At 71.9% G+C, this 25,530-nt stretch carries 1 protein-coding gene; it reads right to left on the bottom strand.

Going from position 1 to position 25,530, the window contains the following annotated elements; all coding sequences use genetic code 11:
- Window positions 1-42: 42 nt before the first annotated feature.
- A complete protein-coding gene (locus OIU81_RS00620; protein WP_329141951.1) occupies window positions 43-25,488 on the bottom strand; it encodes a type I polyketide synthase in 25,446 nt (8,481 codons plus the stop codon).
- Window positions 25,489-25,530: the final 42 nt, after the last annotated feature.

Consider the following 25,530-nt stretch of genomic DNA (forward strand, 5'->3'; position numbering starts at 1 on the left):
CGTCACATCCTCGAACAGAGCCGAGCGGTTCCCCGCGTCCGGTCACGACGTTCCCAGTTCCTTGTCGATGAGGTCGAACAGTTCGCCGGCGGTCGATGCCGATGCCAGTTCGCCGTCGTCCCCATCGGTTTTCGCGTACGGATCCGCGCCTTGCTCCTGCTTGCCGTCGCCCTGCCAGTGCGCGGCCAGGGCCCGCAGCCGGTCGGCGATCTCGGCCCGTTCCTCGTCTCCGACCGTGGCCCCGGCCAGTGCCGCCTCCAGCCGGGTGAGCTCGCCGAGGATCGGCTGCGCACCCGAGATCTCGGGCAGGTCGATCTCGTCCAGGACATGGCGGACCAGGACGAGCGGCGTCGGGTAGTCGAAGACGAGGGTGGCGGGCAGCCTGAGCTGCGTCGCCGCGTTGAGGTGGTTGCGGAGTTCCACCGCCGTCAGCGAGTCGAAGCCCAGTTCCTTGAAGGCCTGGTCGGGTTCGATGTCCTCGGCGGATCCGTGCCCGAGGACGAGGGCCACCTGAGTGCAGACCAGGTCGAGCAGATACTGTTCGCGGTCCGCCGGAGGCAGTGCGGCCAGTCGTGCTGCGAGATCCTGCGCCGCTTCCGCTCCCTTCGCCGCGGCGGCGGTCGCGGTCTGGCGGCGGGCGGGTGCCCGGACCAGGCCGCGCAGCAGCGGCGGTACGGCCTCGGGGTGGGCGCGCAGCGGCGCCGTGTCGAGGTTCATCGGCAGCAGCAGCGGCCGGGCCAGGTCCCGCGCGGTGTCGAGCAGGCCGAGCCCCTGTTCCGGGGTGAGCGCGAGCATGCCGCCGCGGGCCATCCGCTGCAGATCGACCTCGCTGAGCTCGCCTGTCATGCCGACGCCGGGAGCCCAGGCGCCCCACGCCAGCGACTGTGCGGGGAGGCCCAGTCCACCGCGCCGGCAGGCCAGCGCGTCCACGAAGGCGTTCGCGGCCGCGTAGTTGGCCTGCCCGGCGCTGCCGAACGTCCCCGCCACCGAGGAGAAGACGACGAACGCCGCCAGATCCTCGTGCCGGGTCAGCTCGTGCAGGTTGCTCACCGCGTCCACCTTCGGCGCGAGCACCGTGTCCAGCCGCTGTGGTGTCAGCGAGGACAGGATGCCGTCGTCGAGCACCCCGGCCGTGTGCACGACCGCGGTGAGCGGGTGCTGCTCGGGCACGGAGTCCAGGAGTCCGCGCAGGGCCTCGCGGTCGGCGCTGTCGCAGGCGGCGACGGTGACCTCGGCGCCGAGGGCGGCGAGTTCGTCGCGCAGTGCGTCGACGCCGGGAGCCTGCGCGCCGCGCCGGCTGGCCAGGAGGAGGTGGCGCACTCCGTGCTCGGTCACCAGATGCCGGGCCACCAGCGCGCCCAGCCCGCCGGTGCCACCGGTCACCAGTGCCGTGCCCTGCGGATCGAGGGGAGCCGGCACGGTCAGGACGACCTTGCCGATGTGCCGGGCCTGGCTGAGGTACCGGAAGGCCTCCGGCGCTCGGCGTACGTCCCAGGCCGTCACGGGCAGGGGCCGCAAGGCGCCCCGCTCGAAGAGGTCGAGGAGCGCGGTCAGCATCTCCCCGATCCGCTCGGGCCCGGCCTCCCAGAGGTCGAACGCCCGGTAGCGCACGCCCTCGTGCGCGGCCGCGACCTCCTGCGGGTCACGGACGTCGGTCTTGCCCATCTCCAGGAACCGACCGCCGCGCGGCAGCAGCCGCAGCGAGGCGTCCACGAACTCCCGCGCCAGGGAGTCCAGCACCACATCCACACCCCGGCCACCGGTCTCGGCGAGGAAGGACGGCTCGAAGTCCAGCTCACGCGAGGACGCGATATGCGCGTCGTCCAGACCCGACGACCTAAGCGTCTCCCACTTCCCCGGGCTCGCGGTGCCGAACACCTCGGCGCCCAGGTGCCGGGCAAGCTGCACCGCGGCCATCCCCACACCGCCCGCGGCGGCATGCACCAGCACCGACTCGCCCGCCTGCACCTCGCCGAGTTCCACCAGCGCGTAGTACGCCGTCAGGAACACGACGGGAACGGAGGCGGCCTGTGCGAACGACCAGCCCTCGGGTATGCGGGCCAGCAGCCGGCGGTCGGCCACCGCGAGGGGCCCGAAGGCGCCGAAGAACATGCCCATCACCCGGTCACCCGGTTGCAGGTCCTGTACTCCGGGACCGACCTCCAGCACCACCCCGGCGCCCTCACTGCCGAGTGCGCCGGCCTCACCGGGGTACATCCCCAGCGCGTTGAGCACATCGCGGAAGTTGACGCCTCCCGCACGCACCCCGATGCGTACCTGTCCGGCCTCCAACTCGGCTGCCGCGTCCGGGCATGCGGTCAGGAGCAGGTTGTCCAGGGTGCCCTTGTCGGCGATGTCGAGCCGCCAGGCGTCCCCGTCCGCGTCGGGCCGGCGCAGCGCCTCCGTGGACGCGACCCGGGCCAGCCGCGGTACGTGCAGCGCTCCCGCCCGTACTGCGGTCTCGGGCTCTCCGCTCGCGAGCGCGCCGGGCACGGCCGCGGCCGAGGCCGCCGTGCCGTCGAGGTCGAGGAGCGTGAACCGGCCCGGGTTCTCGACCCCGGCGGCCCGCACCAGGCCCCAGACGGCGGCCTGCGCCGGGTCCGGGTGGTCCGCGTCCGAGGTGCTCATGGCGCCGTGCGTGAGGATGACCAGCCGGGAGGCGGCGAAGCGGTCGTCGGCCAGCCACGTCTGGAGCAGTGCGAGCGTGTCGTGGGCGGCGGTGTGCGCCCCCGCGGCCGCGTCGGACGGGTCCGTACTGGTGGAGCTGACGAGCACCACGGGGGGCACCTCGTCGGCGAGCTCGCTCAGGCTGTCCGTAGCCTCCACCCGTACGCCGGCGCCGTCCAGGGCCACGGCCAGAGCCATGTCCCCGACGACCGCCCACTGCTCGTCCGGCTGCGCGGTGGGCATCGGCACGGTGTTCCAGTCCACCTGGAACAGCGCGTCGTGGTGGGCCGCGCCACCGCTCACCTGCTCACCGGAGACCTGACGGAGCGTCAAGGACTCGATGGAGGCGACCGCGCCGCCCGCGGGGTCGGCCAGTTCGAGGGAGACCGCCTCGGGCCCGGACTGCACCAGACGGACGCGCAGGGCGCTGGCGCCGGCGGCCCGCAGAGAGACGCCGTTCCAGGAGAAGGGCAGCCGGCCGCGGCCGACATCCTCCATGGACACGAACATCATCGCGTGCAGCGCGGAGTCGAGCAGCGCGGGATGCAGCCCGAACGCGCCGGCCAGCCCGTCGTGCTCCTCCGGCAGTCCGACCTCGGCGAAGATCTCGTCGCCCCGCTGCCAGACGGCCTTCAGTCCGCGGAAGACGGGACCGTAGGCGAAGCCGGCCTCGGCGAAACGGCCGTAGAAGTCGTCGACCGAGGTGGCGTCCGCGTCGCGCGGCGGCCAGACCGTGAAGTCGTACGGCTCGCCCTGGTCCGCGGTCGCTCCGGTGGACACCACGCCGCTGGCGTTGAGTACCCACGGCTGCTCGGCGAGCTCGTCCTCCGGCCGCGAGTACAGGTTCAGCGTCCGCCGTCCGGACTCGTCCGGCGGCTCCACCGCGAGCTGCAGCTGCACCGCGCCGCGCTCGGGCAGGACGAGCGGCGCCGCGATGGTGAACTCGTCCACGCGGTCGCAGCCCACCTCGTCGGCGGCGCGGACGGCCAGCTCGAGGAAGCCGGTGCCGGGGAACAGGACGGTCCCGGTCACCGCGTGGTCGCCGAGCCACGGGTGGGTGTGCAGCGACAGCCTCCCGGTGAAGAGGAAGGAGTCCGAACCGGCCACCTCGACGGCCGCGCCGAGCAGGGGGTGGTCCGCCGAGCCGAGTCCTGCCGAGCTGATGTCGCCGGTCGGCAGGACGGGCGGCTTGGGCCAGTAGCGGTGCCGCTGGAACGCGTAGGTCGGCAGACCGACGCGCCGGGCGTCGCCGTCCGTGAAGGCGGCCTCCCAGGTCAGCGGCGTCCCGGCGGTGAACACCTGGGCGAGGGCGGTGAGCAGTCCGGTCGCCTCGGGACGGTCCTTGCGGAGGGCGGGGACGAGGAGGTGGTCCGCGTCCGTGTCGCCGTCGAGGCAGCCCTGCGCCATGGCGGTCAGGGTGCCGTCCGGACCGATCTCCAGGAACCGGGTGACCTCGTGCTCCGCCAGCCACCGGACGCCGTCGGCGAAGCGGACGGCACCGCGGACGTGCCGCACCCAGTAGTCGGGGGAGGTCAGTTCTTCGGCCGTGGCGAGCGTGCCGGTGACATTCGAGACCACCGGGATACGGGGTTCCTCGTAGGACACGCTTTCCGCGACGGTGCGGAACTCGTCGAGCATCGGCTCCATCAGCGGGGAATGGAAGGCGTGACTCACCTGGAGCCGCTTCACCTTCCTCCCCGCGGACTCGAAATGCCCGGCGATCTCCGCCACCGCGGATTGTTCACCGGCGATCACGGTCGACTTGGGGCCGTTCACCGCGGCAATACTCACCCGCTGCTCCTGGCCCTCCAGCAGCGGCACCACCTCGTCCTCGGTGGCCTGAAGGGCGACCATCGCGCCACCCGCCGGGAGTGCCTGCATCAACCGGCCGCGGGCAGCGACCAGACGGCAGGCGTCCTCCAGCGACAACACGCCCGCTACATGCGCGGCCGCCAATTCGCCGATGGAATGTCCCACCAGATAGTCGGGCCGCACTCCGAACGATTCCACCAGCCGGAACAGCGCCACCTCTGTCGCGAACAACGCCGGCTGGGTGAAACCGGTCTGGTTCAGCGCCTCGGCATTCCCCTCGGCATGCCCATCAGCCTCGTCACCGAAGACCACACCCCGCAGCGGGGATGCCAATTCGCTGTCGAAGTGGGCGCAGACGGAGTCGAAGGCGTCCGCGAATGCCGGGAACGCGTCGTACAACTCCCGGCCCATTCCGAGACGTTGTGCGCCCTGTCCCGTGAACAGCAGTGCCAGCCGGCCGTCAGCCTTTGCCGTGCCGGTGAGGGCGTTCGGCGCGGTTTCGTCGGCCGCTACGGCGGCCAGACCGCGGAGCAGCTCGTCCCGGTCCGTCCCGAGGACCACGGCACGGTGTTCCATGACCGACCGGGTGGTGGCCAGCGACAGTCCCACGTCGGCGGTGCGCAGGGCCGGGAAGGTCTCCACGTGTGCGAGCAGCCGGGCGGCCTGCGCGCGGAGGGCGGACCTGGTTTTACCGGTGATCACCCAGGGGGCGGGAGAGGTCTCCGCTGCCGCCCGGACGTCCTCGGCCGGGTCGATGCCCTCGGCAGGGTCGATGTCCGCGGCAGAGGTGGCGTTCTCGGACGGGGCTTCCTCCAGGATGGTGTGGGCGTTGGTGCCGCTGATGCCGAAGGACGACACACCGGCGCGGCGCGGCCGGCCCGTCTCCGGCCACTGCACCGACTCCGTCAGCAACCGCACGTCGCCCGCCGACCAGTCCACATGCGACGACGGCGCATCAACATGCAGCGTCTGGGGCAGCACGCCGTGCTGCAACGCCAACACCATCTTGATGACACCCGCCACACCCGCAGCCGCCTGCGTGTGCCCGATGTTCGACTTCACCGAACCCAGCCACAACGGCCCCGCCCCGCCCCGATCCTGCCCGTACGTCGCAAGCAACGCCTGCGCCTCGATCGGATCACCCAACGACGTCCCCGTGCCATGCGCCTCGACCACATCCACATCCGACGGCGACAGCCCCGCACCCGCCAGCGCCTGCCGGATCACCCGCTGCTGCGACGGACCATTCGGCGCCGTCAAACCATTCGACGCACCATCCTGATTCACCGCAGAACCAGCCACCACAGCCAACACCCGATGACCATGACGCCGCGCATCCGACAACCGCTCCACCACCAACACACCCACACCCTCAGAAAACCCCGCACCATCCGCAGCATCCGAAAACGCCTTGCACCGCCCATCAGCAGCCAACCCCCGCTGCCGACTGAAATCCACAAACAACCCCGGCGTCGACATCACCGTCACACCACCCGCCAACGCCAAATCACACTCACCCGCACGCAACGACTGCACCGCCAAATGCAACGCCACCAACGACGCCGAACACGCCGTATCCACCGTCACCGCAGGACCCTCAAGACCAAACGTGTACGACAACCGCCCCGACACCACACTCGCCGCATTACCCGTACCGATATAACCCCCCAAATCCTCCTCACCCGACGCCACCAACAACCCCGTGTAATCCTGACCATTCGTCCCCGCAAACACCCCCGTACGCGAACCACGCAACGACCCAGGAACAATCCCCGCCCGCTCAAACGCCTCCCACGACGCCTCCAACAACAAACGCTGCTGCGGATCCATCGCCACCGCCTCACGCGGCGAAATCCCGAAAAACCCAGGATCGAAACCATCAACCCCCGGCAAAAACCCACCCTCACGCGTCGACACCTTCCCCGGCACACCCGGCTCAGGGTCATACAACGCCTCAACATCCCACCCACGATCCACCGGGAACGGCACCACACCATCCCCACCCTCAACCAACAACCCCCACAACTCCTCCGGCGACCCCACCCCACCGGGGAACCGACAACTCATCGACACAATCGCCACCGGTTCGTCGTGCCCCGCCTGTCCTGCCGTCACGGCGGCCGGCGCCGGCGCGGACCCGTCCTGGGCTGCCGTGTCGGACAGTTCGGTGAGCAGGAAGTCGGCGAGTACCGCGCAGGTGGGGTAGTCGAAGACGAGGGTCGCGGGCAGCCGCAGTCCGGTGATGCCGTTCATGCCGTTGCGCAGCTCGACGGCGCTGAGCGAGTCGAACCCGAGGTCGCTGAAGGCCCGTTCGGGGTCGACCGCGGAGGGTCCGGCGTAGCCGAGCACGGTGGCGACATAGCTGCGGACGACGTCCAGGACCATGGCGGCCCGATCGGCCCCGGAGAGGCCGGCGAGGTGCTGGAGCAGCTTGGCGGCGTCGGATCCGGTGTCGTCGCTGTCCTGCGCCGTCTCCAGGACGCGCCGGGCGTCCGGGAGGTCGCGCAGCAGGGCGCTGGGCCGGGGGGCGGTGAAGGCGGGGGTGAACTTGTCCCAGCCGAGGTCGGTAACGGAGACGTAGGACTCGTCGTGGTCGAGGGCCTGCCGGAGTGCGCCGCAGGCCAGTTCGGGCTGCATGTCGTACACGCCGTAGCGCCGGAGCCGGTCGCCGACGGCGCCCTCACCCATGCCGTCTCCGGACCAGTGGCCCCAGGCGACGGCGGTGGCGGGCAGCCCTTCGGCGCGGCGCCGGTCGGCGAGGGCGTCGAGGAAGGCGTTTCCGGGGGCGTAGTTGCCCAGGCCCGGGCCGCTGATGGTGCCGGAGGTGGAGGAGAAGAGCACGAAGGCGGACAGGTCCCGGTCCCGGGTCAGCTCGTGGAGGTTGAGCGCCGCGGTGACCTTGGCGCGCAGCACGGTGTCCATGCGGCCGGGGTCGAGGGAGTCGATCACACCGTCGTCGAGGGAGCCCGCGACATGCATCACCGCGTCGAGCGGGTACTGCTCGGGGACGGCTGCCAGCAGGTCGCGCAGCGCGTCGCGGTCGGCGACGTCGCAGGCGGCGAAGGTGACGCGGGAGCCGAGCGCGGTGAGTTCGGCTTCGAGTTGCGCCGCGCCCGGGGCGTCGGCGCCGCGGCGGCTGGTGAGCAGCAGGTGCTCGGCGCCTTCGCGGGCCAGCCAGCGGGCGATGTGGCCGCCGACGGCGCCGGTGCCGCCGGTGACGAGGACGGTGCCGCGCGGGCGCCAGGTGCGCTGCGGCGGTGTGCCGGCCAGCGGGGCGCGGGCCAGGCGGCGGCCGTAGGCGCCGGAGCCGCGCAGGGCGATCTGGTCCTCGCCGTCCGGGTCGGCGAGCAGGGCGCAGAGGCGGTCGGCGGCCCGCTTGTCGAGCGTCTCGGGCAGGTCGATGAGGCCGCCCCAGCGGTCGGAGTGCTCCAGCGCGGCGACCCGGCCCATCCCCCAGACCAGGGCCTGGTAGGCGTGGGTGACGGACTCGGAGCGGCCGATGGCGACCGCCCCACGGGTCCCGCACCACAGGGGCGCGCCGATGCCGAGGTCGCCGAGTGCCTGGACCAGGGACAGGGTCGCGGACAGCCCGACGGGCACGGCGGGGTGGTCGGGGTGGGCGTGCTCGTCGAGCGGGAGCAGCGACAGGACTCCGGTGAGGTCGTCGTCTCCGAGCGCCTCGCGCAGCCGGGCGCCGGTCCGCTCGCGGCTGCCGCCGTCCTCGGGCGTCAGGCCGACGAGGCGTACCCGGGCGCCGTGTGCGGTGAGGGCGTCCTGTACGGCGGCGACCCGCCCGGCGGCGTCGTCCGAGGCCGGTGCGGGGCCCACCAGCAGCCAGGTGCCGTGCAGGGCGGCGGCGCTGCGCTCGGCGAGCGGTGACCAGCGCACGGTGTAGCGCCAGCTGTCGACGGTGGACTTCTCGCGGCTGTTCCTGCGCCACGAGGAGAGCGCGGGCAGTACGGCGCTCAGCGGCTGATTGCCGTCCAGGTGGAGCGTGTCGGTCAGCGCCTGGAGGTCTTCCTTCTCGACGCTCTCCCAGAACTTCGCTTCGACAGCGTCGGACAGCGGCCCGTCCTGGGCGTCGGCGGCGGTCAGTTCGCGTGCCTGGGGCCAGTACCGCGCACGCTGGAAGGCGTAGGTCGGCAGGTCGACGCGGGGTGCGCCGGTGCCGGCGAAGACGGTGCTCCAGTCGACGGCCACGCCCTGTGCGTGTGCTTCGGCGAGGGAGGTGAGGAGCCGGCCGAGGCCGCCCTCGTCCCGGCGCAGGGTGCCGAGCACGGCGGCGTCCGTGCCGAGCGCGTCCACGCAGTCGCGGATCCCGCCGGACAACACGGGGTGCGGGCTGACCTCGATGAAGGCACGGTGTCCGGCGGCCACCAGGCCGCGGATGGCGTCCTCGAACCGTACGGTCTGCCGCAGGTTGGTGTACCAGTAGTCGGGGTCGAGGCCGGTGGTGTCCTGCCACTGGCCGGTGACGGTGGAGAAGAACGGGATGGCGGCCTCGGCCGGGCGGATGCCGTCGAGGGCGTCGAGGACCCGGTCCCGTACCGGCTCGACCTGCGCCGAGTGGGAGCCGTAGTCGACGGACACCTTGCGGGCTCGCACACCGTCCGCGGTCAGTGCGGCGAACAGCTCGTCGAGCGCGTCCGCGGCACCGGAGACCACGACGGAGGCGGGGCCGTTCACGGCGGCGACGGACAGCCGCTCGCCCCACGGCTCGATGCGCGCACGCACCGCGTCCGCGGGCAGCTGGACGGACATCATGCCGCCGCTTCCCGTGACGGCGGTCAGCGCCCGGCTGCGCAGGGCCACCACCCGCGCGCCGTCGTCCAGAGTCAGTGCCCCGGCGACACAGGCGGCGGCGATCTCCCCCTGGCTGTGTCCGACGACCGCGTCGGGCTCGACTCCGTAGGAGCGCCACAGCTCGGCGAGCGAGACCATGACGGCCCACAGTGCGGGCTGGATGACGTCGACCCGTTCGAGGTCGGCTGCGTCGGCGTCGCCGCGCAGGACGGCCGTCAGCGACCAGTCGACGAAGGGGGCGAGGGCGCGTTCGCAGGCGGCCAGTCGGTCGGCGAACACCGGTGCGGTGTCGAGCAGTTCGCGTGCCATGCCGGCCCACTGGCTGCCCTGGCCGGGGAAGACCAGGACGGGGCGGGCGCTGCCGTCGCGGGCGATGCCGCGGGGCACGTCGGAGACCATCGCGCCCTCGGCGATCTCGCGCAGGCCGCGATCGAGGTCCTCCCGGTCGGCCGCGACGAGCACCGCCCGGTGCTCGAAGGCGGACCGTGTCGTGGCGAGCGAGAAGCCGAGGCCGGCCAGGTCGCACTCGGCGGGCCGGGCGAGCAGGTGGGAGCGCAGCCGTGCGGCCTGGTCGCGCAGCGCCTCCGCGCTGCGCGCCGACAGGGGCACCGGCACGACGGGCAGCGCGGACACCGCCGGGGTGCCTGGCCGGGCCGGATGCCGGGGCGCCTCCTCGACGATGACGTGTGCGTTGGTACCGCTCATCCCGAACGAGGAGACGCCGGCCCGGCGGGGCTCGTCCGCGTCCGGCCAGGTGACGGCCTCGTTGAGCAGTCGTACATGGCCTGCCGTCCAGTCGACGTGCGGGCTGGGCTCCTCGGCGTGCAGCGTCCTGGGCAGCAGCCCGTTGCGCAGCGCCATCACCATCTTGATGACGCCGCCCACGCCGGCGGCGGCCTGGCTGTGTCCGATGTTCGACTTCAGCGAGCCGAGCCACAGCGGCCGGTCCTCGTCGCGGTCCTGGCCGTAGGCCGCGATCAGGGCCTGGGCCTCGATGGGGTCGCCGAGGGTGGTCCCGGTGCCGTGCGCCTCGACGGCGTCGACCTGCTGGGGGCCGAGACCGGCGGCGGCCAGTGCCCGGCGGATGACGCGCTGCTGGGAGGGGCCGTTGGGGGCGGTGAGACCGTTGGAGGCGCCGTCCTGGTTGAGGGCGCTGCCGCGGATGACGGCCAGGACGGGATGCCCGTTGCGCCGCGCGTCGGACAGCCGCTCGACGGCCACCATGCCGACGCCCTCGGCCCAGCTCGCGCCGTCGGCGTCGGCCGAGAACGGCTTGCAGCGGCCGTCCTCGGCGAGCGCCCGCTGCCGGCTGAACTCGATGAGCGAGCCGGGGGTGGACATCACCGTCACACCGCCCGCGAGCGCGAGATCGCACTCGCCCTGACGGAGCGACTGGACGGCCAGATGCAGGGCGACCAGGGACGAGGAGCAGGCGGTGTCGACGCTGACCGCCGGCCCTTCGAGGCCGAGGGTGTAGGCGATCCGCCCGGACAGCACGCTGGGCGAGTTCCCGGTGCCGACATATCCCTCGAAGCTCTCCTGCGCTCCGCCGAGGATGCCGATGTAGTCCTGGTAGGTGACGCCCGCGAAGACACCGGTGAGGGTGCCGCGGGCGGCCGCGGGATCGATTCCGGAGCGCTCCAGGGCCTCCCACGACGCTTCGAGGAGCAGCCGCTGCTGCGGGTCCATCGACAGCGCCTCGCGGGGGCTGATGCCGAAGAAGCCCGGGTCGAAGTGGCTGGCGTCGTGCAGGAAGCCGCCTTCGCGGGTGTAGCAGGTGCCCGGGTGGTCCGGGTCCGGGTGGTACAGGCCGGCGAGGTCCCAGCCCCGGTCGGCGGGGAACGGGGAGATGCCGTCGCCACCCGCGGCGACCAGCTCCCACAGCTCCTCGGGCGTACGGATGCCGCCCGGGTAGCGGCAGCTCATCCCGACGATGACGATGGGGTCGTTGTCGACGGGCGCACCGGACGCTACGGGCGCCAAGTCACCTGTCTCTCCGGTGAGTTCCGCGTCAAGGTAGCGGGCGAGCCCCACCGGGGTCGGGTAGTCGAAGACCAGCGTGGCGGGCAGTGCCATGCCCGTCGCCGCCCTGAGCTGATTGCGCAGCTCGACGGCGGTGAGGGAGGTGAACCCGAGGTCGGTGAAGCTCCGGGAGGGCTCCACCTCGTCCGGGCCGGCATAGCCGAGGACGTGGGCGACCTGGGTACGGACGACGGTGAGCAGCGCGCGGCCGCGTTCGGCCGCACCCTTCCCCGCGAGCCGGCGCGCCAGGCCGGAGGCCGCGGTGGCCTGCTCACGTGTGGCGATCCGTCGCCCGGAGCCCTGTGCCAACGCGCTGAGGACGGCCGGCAGCGGGCCCGCGGAGCCGCGCAGCGCGGCGCGGTCCACCCGCGCGGGACGCAGCACCGTCCGGCCCGTGGCCTGGGCGGCGCCCAGCAGCGCCGCGGTCTCCTCCACCGACACCGCGGACAGCCCCGGGGCGGCGCCGGACGGCGGGAGCAGTGCCAGAACCGGCAGGCCGGCGCCGGCCCGGCGGTGGGCGAGCGCGGCCAGTTGCCCGCCCGACGCAGCGCCGGCCGGGCCGCCGATGCCGAGGAGGATGAGCGCGGACGGGGCGCCGTCCGCGCCGGTGCGGCGCGTCAGCTCATCGAGGGCGCGAGCCGTCTCGACGTCGCGGCTCCGGCCGAGGTCGGCGGTGTGCACGAGGGCGCTGAGCGGGCGTCCGGTTGCCTGGGCCGCGACTATCGCTGCTTGCAGGCTGTGTGGATTCTGGCTGGCGTCCGCGTACGCTGCCGCGTCCTGGTTTCCGGCTCCGTCCCCGCCCTGGTCCGGGTCCGGGTCCGGGTCCGGGTAGGCCACGGTCTGCACGTCTGCCTGGGATTCGAGGGCAGCGGCGACCTGTTCGGCGAACGGGCCGGTGACCAGGACCGTTCCTCCGGGCTCCACGTCCAGGGCAGTGGCGGCGCTCGATGCGCACCTGACCAGCCGCGCGGCCGACACCTCGCCCCTGCGGACAGCGAGCTCGGACTCGTCCGTGGCGAGCGCGGCCGGCAGCACACGGTGGGAATCGAGGTCGTCATCGACGTCCACGAGCACGATCCGGCCCGGGTAGTCGGCCTGGACCACGCGAAGCTCTTCCCAGAGGGCGGCGGCCTCCGCGTCCGGTGCCTCCACACCGAGGGCGATGGCGCCTCGGGTGGCGAACACCAGACGGGCCGGCGCCGACTCCTGCCCCAGCCGTTCGCTGAACGCGCTGAGGGTGGTGCGCGCTTCGGCCACGGTGGTGACACCGGTCACGAGCACCGTGCCCGTCGTCGCGGCCGTCCCAGCCGACGTGGAGTCGGCGGCCGCCTCCACAGCCTCGGCGGCGTGTGTGCCCAGTGTCCCGGCCAGGCCCAGCGGGTCGCTCCCCACTACGGTCAGCCGCGGCACATCGGCGTCCGCTGCCGCGTCCTCGCCGATGTCCGACTCCCCGGCCCGTTCCACGGCGATCGGTGCCCAGTCGAGACGCAGCAGCGAAGCCGGCAGCGACGGCGTCCGGTCGTTCCGCAGCTCACCGGTCTTGCGCATCAGCATCGACTCGACCGCGATCACCGGCTGCCCGGTGCCGTCGGCGGCCTGGAAGGACACCTCGTCGGGCCCGCGGCGGGCCAGCCGGATCCGCAGTGCGGTCGCGCCGGTCGCCTGCAGCGAGGCGCCACTCCACGCGAACAGCACGGCTTCTGTCGCCACACCGTCCAGCAGACCGAGGCCGAGCGGATGGAGCGCCGCGTCCAACAGCGCGGGATGGAGGGCGAATTCCTCGGCCGCAGCGGACTCCGGCAGTTCGGCCTCGGCGTACAGTCCGTCGGCGCCCCGCCAAACGGCCCGCACGCCGCGGAAGGCCGAACCGTAGTCGAAGCCGGCCGCCGCCAGCCCGTCGTACAGGTCGTCGATGTCCACGGGCTCCGCGCCGGCCGGCGGCCACGCAGCGAAGTCGAAGGTTTCCGACGGGCCGCTCTCCGCCAGGACACCGCTCGCATGCCGCGTCCACGGCGCATCGGCCGAGGCCGCCGCGGGACGCGCGTACACACCGAGCGCCCGGTCTCCGGACGCGTCCGGGTCCTCGATGCGGAGCTGCAACTGCACCGCACCGTCCTCGGCGAGCACCAGCGGTGCCTCGAGGGCGAGTTCCCTGACGTGGGAGCAACCGACCTCATCCCCTGCGCGCACTGCCAGTTCCAGGAGCGCGGTGCTGGGGACGACGATCGCGCCGGCAATACGGTGCTCGGCAAGCCACGGCTGTGTGCGGGGCGAGAGCCGCCCGGTCAGCACGACCTCATGGCCACCGGCCAGGGACACCGCCGCACCGAGGAGCGGGTGCCCGGCCGCAGCCAGGCCGATCGACGAGGCATCCGCGGTGGTGGACGGAATCTCCAGCCAGTAGCGCTGGTGCTGGAAGGCGTAGGTGGGGAGGTCGACGGGGGTGGGAGCGGGTGCGGCGTCGGTGGTGCTTTCGGTGGCTGTGGCTGTGGCGGTGGCAGTGGCTGTGGCCGGGAAGAAAGTCTGCCAGTTGATGGTGATGCCGTGGGCGAATGCGCGCCCGGCGGCGGACAGTACCGCGGATATCTCGCCGCGGTCGTCGCCACGCAGGGTGGGGATGAGGACCTGGTCCGCATCCAGATCCGCGTCCACATCACTGTCGAGGCAGCCCTGTGCCATGGCGGTCAGGGTGCCGTCCGGCCCGATCTCCATGAACCGGGTGACCTCGTGGTCCGCCAGCCAGCGGATGCCGTCGGCGAAGCGGACCGCCTCACGGACGTGTCGCACCCAGTAGTCGGGGGACGTCAGCTCCTGCGGCGTGGCGAGCGTGCCGGTCAGGTTCGAAACCACCGGGATACGGGGCTCGGCGTACGTCACGCTTTCGGCGACGGTGCGGAACTCGTCGAGCATCGGCTCCATCAGCGGGGAATGGAAAGCATGGCTCACCTTGAGCCGCTTCACCTTCCGGCCGTCGGACTCGAAGCGCCCGGCGATGGCCGCCACTGCCGACTCCTCACCGGAGACCACGACCGACCGCGGACCGTTCACCGCGGCGATACTCACCCGCTGCTCCTGGCCCTCCAGCAGCGGCAACACCTCATCCTCGGTGGCCTGCAGCGCTACCATCGCGCCGCCGTCCGGGAGCGCCTGCATCAAGCGGCCACGGGCAGCAACCAGCCGGCAGGCATCCTCCAGCGACAGCACCCCCGCCACATGCGCGGCCACCAACTCACCGATGGAATGACCCACCAGGAAGTCGGGCCGGACGCCGAAGGACTCCACCAGCTGGAACAGCGCCACCTCGATGGCGAACAACGCCGGCTGGGTGAACCCGGTCTGGTTCAGACGCTCCGCGTCCTCACCGAACACCACATCCCGCAACGGAGTCACCAACTCCCCGTCAAAGTACGCACAGACGGCGTCAAAAGCATCGGCGAAGACCGGGAACGCGTCATACAGCTCCCGACCCATCCCCAGCCGCTGCGCACCCTGCCCGGTGAACAGCAGAGCCAGCCGGCCTCCGGTGTCCACCGCACCCGTTACGGCGTTGACCGCAGCAGTTCCCTCTGCCATAGCGGTGAGACCTGCAAGGAGTTCCGTGCGCTCGGAGCCGAGAACGACAGCCCGGTGTTCAAACGCCGAACGTGTCGTGGCCAGGGCGAACCCCACCTCCGACGGGCCGAGTTCAGGCCGGGCCTCCACATGCGCCAACAACCGCTGCGCCTGTGCCCGCAACCCCTCCCGACTCCGCGCGGACACCACCCACGGCACCACACCGCCGAGCACATCCAACGGTCCGGCTTCCGAGCCCTCCTCCACCGGAGCCTGCTCGATGACCACGTGCGCATTGGTCCCGCTGACGCCAAAGGCGGAGACCGCCGCACGCCCCGGTCGGCCACTCTCCGGCCATCCGACGGCCTCGGTGAGCAGCCGCACATTGCCCGCGGACCAGTCCACGTGCGAGGAAGGTTCCTCGGCATGCAGGGTCTGGGGCAGAATGCCGTGCTGCAACGCCAACACCATCTTGATGACACCGGCCGCACCCGCGGCCGCCTGCGTGTGCCCGATGTTCGACTTCACCGAACCCAGCCACAACGGCCGGTCACCGTCCCGGTCCTGACCGTACGTCGCAAGCAGCGCCTGCGCCTCGATCGGGTCGCCGAGGGACGTCCCCGTGCCGTGTGCCTCGACCACATCCACATCCGACGGCGACAGCCCCGCGCCCGCCAGCGCCTGGCGGATCACCCGCTGCTGCGACGGACCATTCGGCGCCGTCAAACCATTCGACGCACCATCCTGATTCACCGCACTGCCACGCACCACGGCCAACACCCGATGACCCTTGCGCCGGGCATCCGACAGCCGCTCCACCACCAGCACACCAGCGCCCTCAGCCCAGCCGGTGCCATCCGCAGCGTCCGAGAACGCCTTGCACCGGCCATCAGCAGCAAGGCCGCCCTGAAGACTGAACTCGACGAAGGCTCCGGGGTTGCCCATGACCGTCACACCACCGGCCAGGGCGAGGTCGCATTCCCCCGAACGCAGAGACTGCGCGGCCAGGTGCAGGGCGACCAGCGACGAGGAACACGCGGTGTCGACCGTGACCGCCGGCCCCTCGAGGCCCAGCGCATACGACACCCGGCCCGACACCACAGCGCCCGAGCTTCCGGTGAGCAAGTGACCGCCGAGCCCTTCCGGCGCCTCCCGCAGCCCTGCGCCGTAGCCCGAAGCGCTGGCACCGACGAACACGCCGGTACGGCTGCCCTTGACCGACGTGGGGCTGACGCCGGAGCGTTCCAGGGCTTCCCAGGAGATCTCCAGCAGCAGCCGCTGCTGCGGGTCGATCGCGACCGCTTCCCGTGGGCTGATACCGAAGAATGCCGGATCGAACTGGGCGGCGTCGCGCAGGAAGCCGCCGGCGCGCGTTCGGCTCGCACCTGCCTGGTCGGCGTCGTTCCCGAAGAGGGAATCGAGGTCCCAGCCACGGTCCGTCGGGAAGCCGGAGATCGCGTCTTCGGCGCCGGCCACCAGCCGCCACAGGTCCTCGGGGCCGGCCACCCCACCAGGAAGCCGGCAGCTCATGCCGACGATGACCACCGGATCGTCCGAGGTGGACGCCAGCGCCGGCAGACTGGCCGCCAGGTCCGTCCCGGTCCCGAACAACTCATCGTCCAGGAAACGGGCCAGGTCGCTCGGCGTCGGATAGTCGAAGACCAGAGTGGCGGGGAGTCGAAGGCCGGTCTCGGCGTTCAGCCCGTTGCGCAGCTCGACCGCGGTGAGCGAGTCGAAGCCCAAGTCCCGGAAGGTGACGCCGGTTTCGAGGTCAGCAGGCTTGTGGTAACCGAGGACCGCCGCGGCATGCGTACGCACCAACTCCAGCAGCGCCCGCTCCCGCTCCACAACCGACAGCCCCGACAAACGCTCCCGCACCACACCAGCGCCAGAACCCTCACCACCGGCGCCGGCAGCCAACACCGCCCGCACCTCCGGCAAGTCCTCCAGCAACGGACTCGGACGGGCACCGGTGAACGCCGGAGCAAAGCGCTCCCACGCCACATCCGCCACCACCACCGAACCCTCACCCGCACCCACCACCGACTCCAGAGCCGACACCGCGAGAGCCGGATCCAGCGCCCTCAGCCCACGCCGCAGCAGATGCTCCTCCGCACCCTCCGTGCCGGCCATCCCGCCGCCACCCCACGGACCCCACGCCACCGAACAACCCACCACACCCCGCGCACGCCGCGCCTCCACCAACCCCTCGACAAACGCATTCCCCGCCGCATACGCCGCCTGACCACCACTGCCCCACACACCAGCGATCGACGAGAACACCACAAACGCATCCAACGCCCGATCCCGCAACGCCTCATCCAGCACCACCGCACCGCCGACCTTCGCCCCCATCACCTCAGCGAAGTGCTCCGCATCCACGTCCCCCAACGGCACAGAATCCACCACACCCGCCGCGTGAACGACGGCATCTACGGCACACCCCGACAGCAGCTCCTCAACCGCGCTGCGATCCGCGACGTCGCAGGCCGCCACGGTTACCTGGACACCCAGCCCGGACAGCTCCGCCTCCAGCTCCACCGCACCAGGAGCCTCCAAGCCACGACGACTGGTCAGCACCACATGCTCCGCACCCCGCTCGGCCACCCAACGCGCCACACGAGCACCCAGCGCGCCAGTACCACCGGTGATCAGCACCGTTCCCCGCGGCCGCCAACCGTCGACACTGCTGCCCCCAGCAGGAGCCGGCGCATGCCCCAGCCTCCGCCCGAACACACCCGAAGCCCGCACCGCCACCTGATCCTCAGCGCCGTGCGCGAGCACCTCGACCAGCCGGTCAAGCACCCCGCCGTCCACGGCCTCCGGAAGATCCACCAGACCACCCCAACGATCCGGCAGCTCCAAAGCAGCCACCCGACCCAAACCCCACACCGCCGCACCCACCGGATCCGGACCACCATCCGACCGACCCACCGCGACAGCCCCCCGCGTCACCCACCACACACGCCCACCAACACCCGCAGCCCCCAGCGCCTGCACCATCACAGCACTACGCGCCACATCAGCGCAGTCCACCACCAGCACACCGGCAACCGGCTCCTCACCAGCCACCTCACGCACCCGCTCAGCCAACAGCCCGCGATCCACCTCCCCCGCGACACACTCCACCCGCTCCACCGTCACACCACACGCCGCCAACCCCTCCACCACAGCCTCGGACCACACCTCACCCGCACCCACCACCGCAAGCCAACGACCACCCAGCACCCCACCCGACTGCACCACCAACGGCTTCCACTCCACCCGATACCGCCAGCCCTCGGTCGGGTCGGCGGCAGGTGCAGGCGTCGGCCAGAAACGCTCACGCTGGAACGCGTACGTCGGCAGATCCACCCGCCGGGCGACCGGGAAGCACGTACCCCAGTCCACCTCCGTGCCCAGCACAAACACATGCGACACAGCGGTCAGCACGGCTTCCGTCTCCGAGCGGTCCTTCCGCAACGCGGGCATCAAAAGCGGGTCCGGGCTGTCCGCACACGCCTGCGCCATGGCGGTCAGGGTGCCGTCCGGCCCGATCTCCAGGAACCGGGACACCCCCTGCTGCTCCAACCACCGCACACCATCAGCGAAACGAACAGCCTCACGCACATGCCGCACCCAGTAGTCGGGAGAGGCCAACTCCTCCGCCGCGGCGAGTTCACCGGTCACATTCGAAACCACCGGGATACGCGGCTCGGCGTAGGCCAAGCTCTCCGCGACCGCCCGGAACTCGTCCAGCATCGGCTCCATCAGCGGCGAATGGAAGGCATGACTGACCCGCAGCCGCTTCACCTTCCGACCCTCGGACTCAAAACGCCCGGCAATCTCGGCAACCGCCGACTCCTCGCCAGAAACCACGACCGCCTGCGGACCATTCACCGCAGCGACACTCACCCGCTGCTCAAGCCCTTCCAGCAGCGGCAACACCTCGGCTTCCGACGCCTGAAGCGACACCATCGCCCCGCCCGCCGGCAACGCCTCCATCAACCGACCACGAGCCGCCACCAGCCGGCACGCATCCTCCAGCGACAACACCCCCGCCACATGCGCGGCCACCAACTCACCAATGGAATGACCCACCAGGAAGTCCGGCCGCACACCGAACGACTCCACCAACCGGAACAGCGCCACCTCCACCGCGAACAACGCCGGCTGAGTGAACCCCGTCCGATTCAGCGCCTCCGCATCCTCACCGAACACCACACCCCGAAGCGACGACTCCCACTCGCCCTCGAAGTGCGCGCACACCGCGTCAAACGCGTCCGCGAACACCGGGAAGGAGTCGTACAACTCCCGGCCCATGCCCAGCCGCTGCGCGCCCTGGCCCGCGAAGAGCAGGGCCAGCGGGCCGTCTGCCTGGGAGCCACGAATGACGCCGGGGCCGGGGGTCCTGTGGTCTTCGGCGAGCGCGGTCAGGCGGTGGACTGCCGAGGCCGGGTCGTCCGCCAGGACCACCGCACGGTGGTCGAAGCGCAGGGAGCGGGTCGTGGCGAGGGAGAAGCCCACATCCGCCAGGTCCAGTGCGGGGTTGTCCTCATACGCCGTGCGCAGGCGAGCCGCCTGTGCGCGGAGGGCGGCCTCGGTGCGTGCCGAGAGCACCAGCGGTGTGAGGGACGGGCGTTCCGGCGCGGCGGCCTGGAGGGCGTCGGCGGTGGCCGGCGGTTCGGGGGCGCTTTCCAGGACCACATGTGCGTTGGTGCCGCTGATGCCGAACGAGGACACACCTGCCCGGCAGACACGGCCCGCCGCTTCGTCGTCGAGCGGCCAGGCGACGGGCTCCGTGAGGAGCCGTACGTTGCCCTCCGACCAGTCCACGTGGGGCGAGGGCGCGTCCACGTGCAGAGTGCGCGGGAGCACGCCGTGCTGGAGTGCCAGCACCATTTTGATGACACCGGCGACGCCCGCGGCTGCCTGGGTGTGTCCGATGTTCGACTTGACCGAGCCCAGCCACAGCGGCCGGTCCGCCTCACGGTCCTGGCCGTAGGTGGCGAGAAGGGCCTGTGCCTCGATGGGGTCGCCGAGGGCCGTTCCCGTGCCGTGCGCCTCGACCGCGTCCACGTCCGAGGGGGTCAGGCCGGCGCTCGCCAGTGCCTGCCGGATCACCCGCTGCTGGGAAGGGCCGTTGGGCGCCGTCAGACCGTTCGATGCACCGTCCTGGTTCACCGCGGATCCCGCCACGACGGCCAGTACCCGGTGGCCGTTGCGCCGGGCGTCCGACAGCCGCTCCACGAGCAGCATCCCGACGCCCTCGCCCCAGCCGGTGCCGTCGGCGTCCGCGGCGAATGCCTTGCACCGTCCGTCCGGGGCGAGTCCGCGCTGCCGGCTGAACTCCACGAACGCTCCGGGCGTGGACATCACCGTCACGCCGCCCACCAGCGCCATGTCGCACTCGCCGGAGCGCAGGGCCTGCGCCGCCCAGTGCAGCGCCACCAGGGACGACGAGCACGCCGTGTCCACGGTCACGGCCGGGCCTTCGAGGCCGAGCGTGTAGGCGACTCGTCCGGAGACCACGCTCGCGGCGTTCCCGGTGCCGATGTAGCCGTCGAAGTCGTCCGGGGAATGGGCCAGGAGCGCGGGATAGTCCTGGCCGTTGGTGCCTATGAAGACGCCCGCCCGGCTGCCGCGCACGGAGTGCGGATCGATGCCGGCGCGCTCCAGCGCCTCCCAGGACACTTCGAGCAGCAGCCGCTGCTGCGGATCGGTGGCGACCGCTTCCCGGGGGCTCATGCCGAAGAAGGCCGGTTCGAAGCGGTCCACGTTTTTCAGGAAGCCACCGACGTTGACGTAGGTGGTTCCCGAGTGGTCCGGGTCGGGGTCGTAGACCGACGTCAGGTCCCAGCCGCGGTCGGCCGGGAATGCGCCGACGGCGTCCGCGCCGTCCGACAGCAGTTGCCAGAAGGCCTCCGGGGAGTCGACGCCGCCGGGGAAGCGGCAGCTCATCCCCACGATGACGAGCGGGTCTCCGTCGACTGCGGAGGGGGCCACCGCCTGCTCGGCGTCCGCATGCGCCGGTGCGATCCGGGTGCGCAGGAAGCCGGCCAGTTCCGTCGGCGTCGGGTAGTCGAAGACCACCGTCGCGCTCAGTGTGATGCCGCAGGCCAGGCTGAGTGCGTTCCGCAGTTCCACGGCGATCAACGAGTCGACCCCGAGGTCCCGGAAGGGCCGGTTCGGCGGCACCTCGCCGGGTCCCGCGTAATGCAGCACTCCGGCGGCGTACGACCGGACGAGATCGGTGAGTACGCGTTCCTGCTCGGCCGGCTCCCGTCCCGCGAGCTGCCGGTGCAGGTCGGACTGGCGGTCGTCGTCTTCGTTCCCAGCGGCGAGCTCGACCGCGGTACGGATTTCCGGAAGATCGCCGATCAGCGGGCTCGGGCGCACCGTGGCGAAGGCGGAACGGAAGTCCGCCCAGGTGATGTCGGCGATCACCAGGCCGGGTGTCCGGGAGCGGATCGCGTGCGCCATGGCGTCGACGGCGAGGTCCGGCCGCAGCGGGGACACTCCGCCCCGGCGCATGCGCTCGGCCATCGCCTCGTCGCTCGCCATACCGCTCTCGCCCCACGGCCCCCAGGCGAGGGAGGTCGCGGGCAGGCCGTCGGCCGCTCGCCGCTCGGCCAGGGCGTCCAAGTAGGCGTTGGCGGCTGCGTAGTTGGCCTGTCCGGCGGCGCCGATGGTGCCCGCGAAGGACGAGAACAGGACGAAGGCCGACAGGTCACGGCCGCGGGTCGACTCGTGCAGGTTCAGGGCCGAGGTGGCCTTGGCCTGCATGACGGCGGCGAACCGTTCGGGGGTGAGGGAGTCGAGTACGCCGTCCTCGAGTACCGCGGCGGCGTGGAAGACGGCGTCCACGGGGTGCTCGGTGAGCAGTGCCTCGACGGCGTCGGGGTCCGTGACATCGCAGGCCGCCACGGTCACCCGCACGCCGAGGGCGGACAGCTCCGCCTCCAGCTCGGACGCCCCGGGAGCCGCCGGGCCACGACGGCTCGTCAGAACCACGTGCTCAGCGCCGCGTTCCGCCACCCAGCGCGCCACGCGGGCGCCCAGCGCGCCCGTGCCGCCCGTGATGAGCACCGTCCCGTGCGGCTGCCAGCCGTCGGCCGTGTCGTCGCCGGCGGGGACCGTGGCGTGCGCCAGCCTGCGCCCGAACACGCCGGAGGGCCGTACCGCCACCTGGTCCTCAGCGCCGTGCGCGAGCACCGCGGCCAGGCGGTCGAGCGCCCTGCGGTCCACGGCCTCCGGCAGATCCACCAGACCGCCCCAACGGTCCGGGTACTCCAGCGCCGCCACCCGGCCCACGCCCCATGCCGCCGCCTGCACCGGGTCCGGTCCATCCTCCGACCGACCGATCGCGACGGCCCCCTGCGTCACCACCCACAGTCGCCCGCCGACGCCGGCGTCCCCCAGCGCCTGCACCAGGACCGCGGTCCGCACCGCGTCCGCGGATCCGACCGCCAGCACGCCCGAGACCGGCTCCTCACCGGCCGCCGCACGCACCCGCGCGGCGAGCAGCCCCCGGTCCGTCTCCCTCGCGGCACACTCCACCCGCTCGACCCGGACACCACACGCCGCCAGCCCCTCCACCACGGCCTCGGCGTACGCGTCCCCGGCTGCCAGCACCGCGATCCAACGGCCCTCAGGCACCCCGCCCGACTGCGCGGCGAGCGGCTTCCACTCCACCCGGTACCGCCAGCCGTCCACCACGGAGCGCTCACGCCGCTGCCGCCGCCACGACGACAGCACGGTCCGCGCCTCATCCCACGGGGCATCACCGGAAATCGCGAGTTCCCCGGCCAGCGCCGCCGCGTCTCCGCGCTCGATGGCGTCCCAGAGTTCGGCGTCGGCTCCGTCGAGCGCGTGTGCCGCGCCGTGCTCGGCCGCAGTCCCGGTCGCCGCCAGCCAGTAGCGCTGACGCTGAAAGGGATACGTCGGCAGTTCGACGGGCCGGGTCCCGGGCAGCAGCGCGGCCCAGTCGAGTACCGCGCCGTGAGCGTGCAGCTGCGCAAGGGCCGTCACCACGTGCTGTGCCTCAGCCCGGTCCTTCCGCAGTGCGGGGACCGCCACCTGCTCGGAGCCGTCCCCACACGCCTGAGCCATCGCGGTGAGCGTACCGTCGGGCCCGATTTCGAGGAACCGGGCGACGCTGTGCTCCGTCATCCAGCGGATGCCGTCGGCGAAGCGGACCGCCTCACGGACGTGCCGCACCCAGTAGGCGGGGGAGGTCAACTCCTGCGGCGTGGCGAGCGTGCCGGTGACGTTCGAGACCACCGGGATGCGGGGCTCCTCGAATGTCAGGCTCTCCGCGACCCTACGGAACTCGTCGAGCATCGGCTCCATCAGCGGCGAATGGAAGGCATGGCTGACCCGGAGCCGCTTCACCTTCCGACCGTCGGACTCGAAGCGGTCGGCGACGGCCGCCACCGCGGACTCCTCGCCGGAGACCACAACCGACTGCGGACCGTTCACCGCAGCGATGCTCACCCGCTGCTCCTGGCCCGCCAGCAGCGGCAACACCTCACCCTCGGTAGCCTGCAGCGCGACCATCGCGCCACCCGCCGGAAGCGCCTGCATCAACCGGCCACGAGCCGCCACCAGACGGCAGGCATCCTCCAGCGACAGCGCCCCCGCCACATGCGCAGCCACCAACTCACCAATGGAATGCCCCACCAGGAAGTCAGCCCGCACACCGAACGACTCCACCAACCGGAACAGCGCCACCTCTACCGCGAACAACGCCGGCTGCGTGAACCCCGTCCGGTTCAGACGCTCCGCGTCGTCGCCGAACACCACATCCCGCAGAGGCGAGGCCAGCTCCCCGTCGAAGTGCGCACAGACGGCGTCAAACGCAGCGGCGAAGACCGGGAAGGAGTCGTACAACTCCCGGCCCATTCCCACACGTTGCGCGCCCTGGCCCGTGAACAGAAAGGCCGTCTTCGTGCCGGGACGGTCCGTCCCCCGCACGATGTTTTCGGCGTGCTCGCCACGCGCGAGGGTGTGCAGTCCCGCGACGAGTTCCGCGCTGCTGCTGCCGAGGACGGCGGCGCGGTTCTCCAGTGCGGCACGCGTCGAGGCGAGCGAGCGGGCGAGGTCGCGGATGTCGTGCCCGGGATGGGCGTCGAGGTGGGAGAGCAGCCTGCCGGCCTGCTCGCGGAGGGCGTCGTCCGTGCGGGCCGAGAGCACCCACGGCACCACCGGCAGCCGCACGGATGCGGCGGCGTCGTCCTTCTGGTCTTCTTCGGGTGCGGGCTCCGCCTCCGGTGCCTGTTCCAGCACCGCGTGCGCGTTGGTTCCGCTGACGCCGAAGGCGGAGACCGCCGCCCGCCCCGGCCGATCGTTCTCCGGCCATCCGACGGCCTCGGTGAGCAGCCGCACATTGCCCGCCGACCAGTCCACATGCGACGACGGCTCCTCGGCATGCAGGGTCTGCGGCAGCACGCCGTGCTGGAGCGCCAGCACCATCTTGATGACACCGGCCGCACCCGCGGCCGCCTGCGTGTGCCCGATGTTCGACTTCACCGAACCGAGCCACAACGGCCGGTCCTCGGCCCGGTCCTGACCGTACGTCGCAAGCAGCGCCTGCGCCTCGATCGGGTCGCCGAGGGACGTCCCCGTGCCGTGTGCCTCGACCGCATCCACGTCGGAGGGCGACAGGCCGGCCGCCCCGAGCGCCTGGCGGATCACCCGCTGCTGCGAGGGGCCGTTCGGCGCGGTCAGACCGTTGGAGGCACCGTCCTGGTTCACGGCGGTGCCGCGGACGACCGCCAGCACCCGGTGGCCGTTCCGTCGGGCGTCCGAGAGGCGCTCCAGCACCAGCATGCCGACGCCCTCAGCCCACCCCGTGCCGTCCGCGGACTCCGCGAATGCCTTGCACCGGCCGTCGGCGGCCAGGCCGCGCTGCCGGCTGAACTCGATGAACGCGCCCGGCGTGGCCATCACGGTCACCCCGCCCGCCAGGGCGAGCGTGCACTCGCCGGACCGGAGGGCCTGTGACGCCAGATGCAGCGCGACGAGGGAGGAGGAGCAGGCCGTGTCGACGGTCACCGCGGGGCCCTCCAGCCCCAGCGTGTAGGCGACACGACCCGACACGACCGAGGTCGAGTTGCCGGTCAGCAGATGACCGCGGACATCGTCGGGAATGTCGCGAAGGCCGGCGCCGTATTCCTGGCCGCTGGCCCCGACGAAAATGCCGCTGCGGCTTCCCCGCAGCCCGAGGGGATCGATTCCGGCGCCTTCGAAGGCCTCCCAGGAGGCTTCGAGTAGCAGTCGCTGCTGCGGGTCCATCGCGAGCGCTTCGCGCGGCGAGATCCCGAAGAAGCCGGGGTCGAATTCGGTGGCCTCGTAGACGAAACCGCCCTTGCACGAATAGCTCGTGCCCGACCCCTCGGCCTCCGGGTCGTACAACGCGTCGGCATCCCAGCCACGGTCCTGCGGCCACTCGGAGATGGCGTCTTCTCCACCGTGCAGCAGTCGCCAGAATTCCTCCGGCGAGCTCACACCCCCGGGGAAGCGGCAGCTCATCCCGACGATTGCGACCGGCTCCTGCTGCTGCGACTCCAGCTCCTGCAGGCGCCGACGGGTCTCATGCAGGTCCGCGGTGACCCACTTGAGGTAGTCCCGAAGCCGTTCTTCATTCGCCATGTGGAACTTGCCCCATACGTTGTAGACCGGAACGGTTCACCA

The sequence above is a fragment of the Streptomyces sp. NBC_01454 genome (assembly GCF_036227565.1).
Taxonomy (GTDB): domain Bacteria; phylum Actinomycetota; class Actinomycetes; order Streptomycetales; family Streptomycetaceae; genus Streptomyces.

Bases quoted from the DNA above. Each gene is read 5' to 3' on its own strand.
- OIU81_RS00620 (WP_329141951.1), bottom strand. From the start codon at position 25,488: ATGGCGAATGAAGAACGGCTTCGGGACTACCTCAAGTGGGTCACCGCG.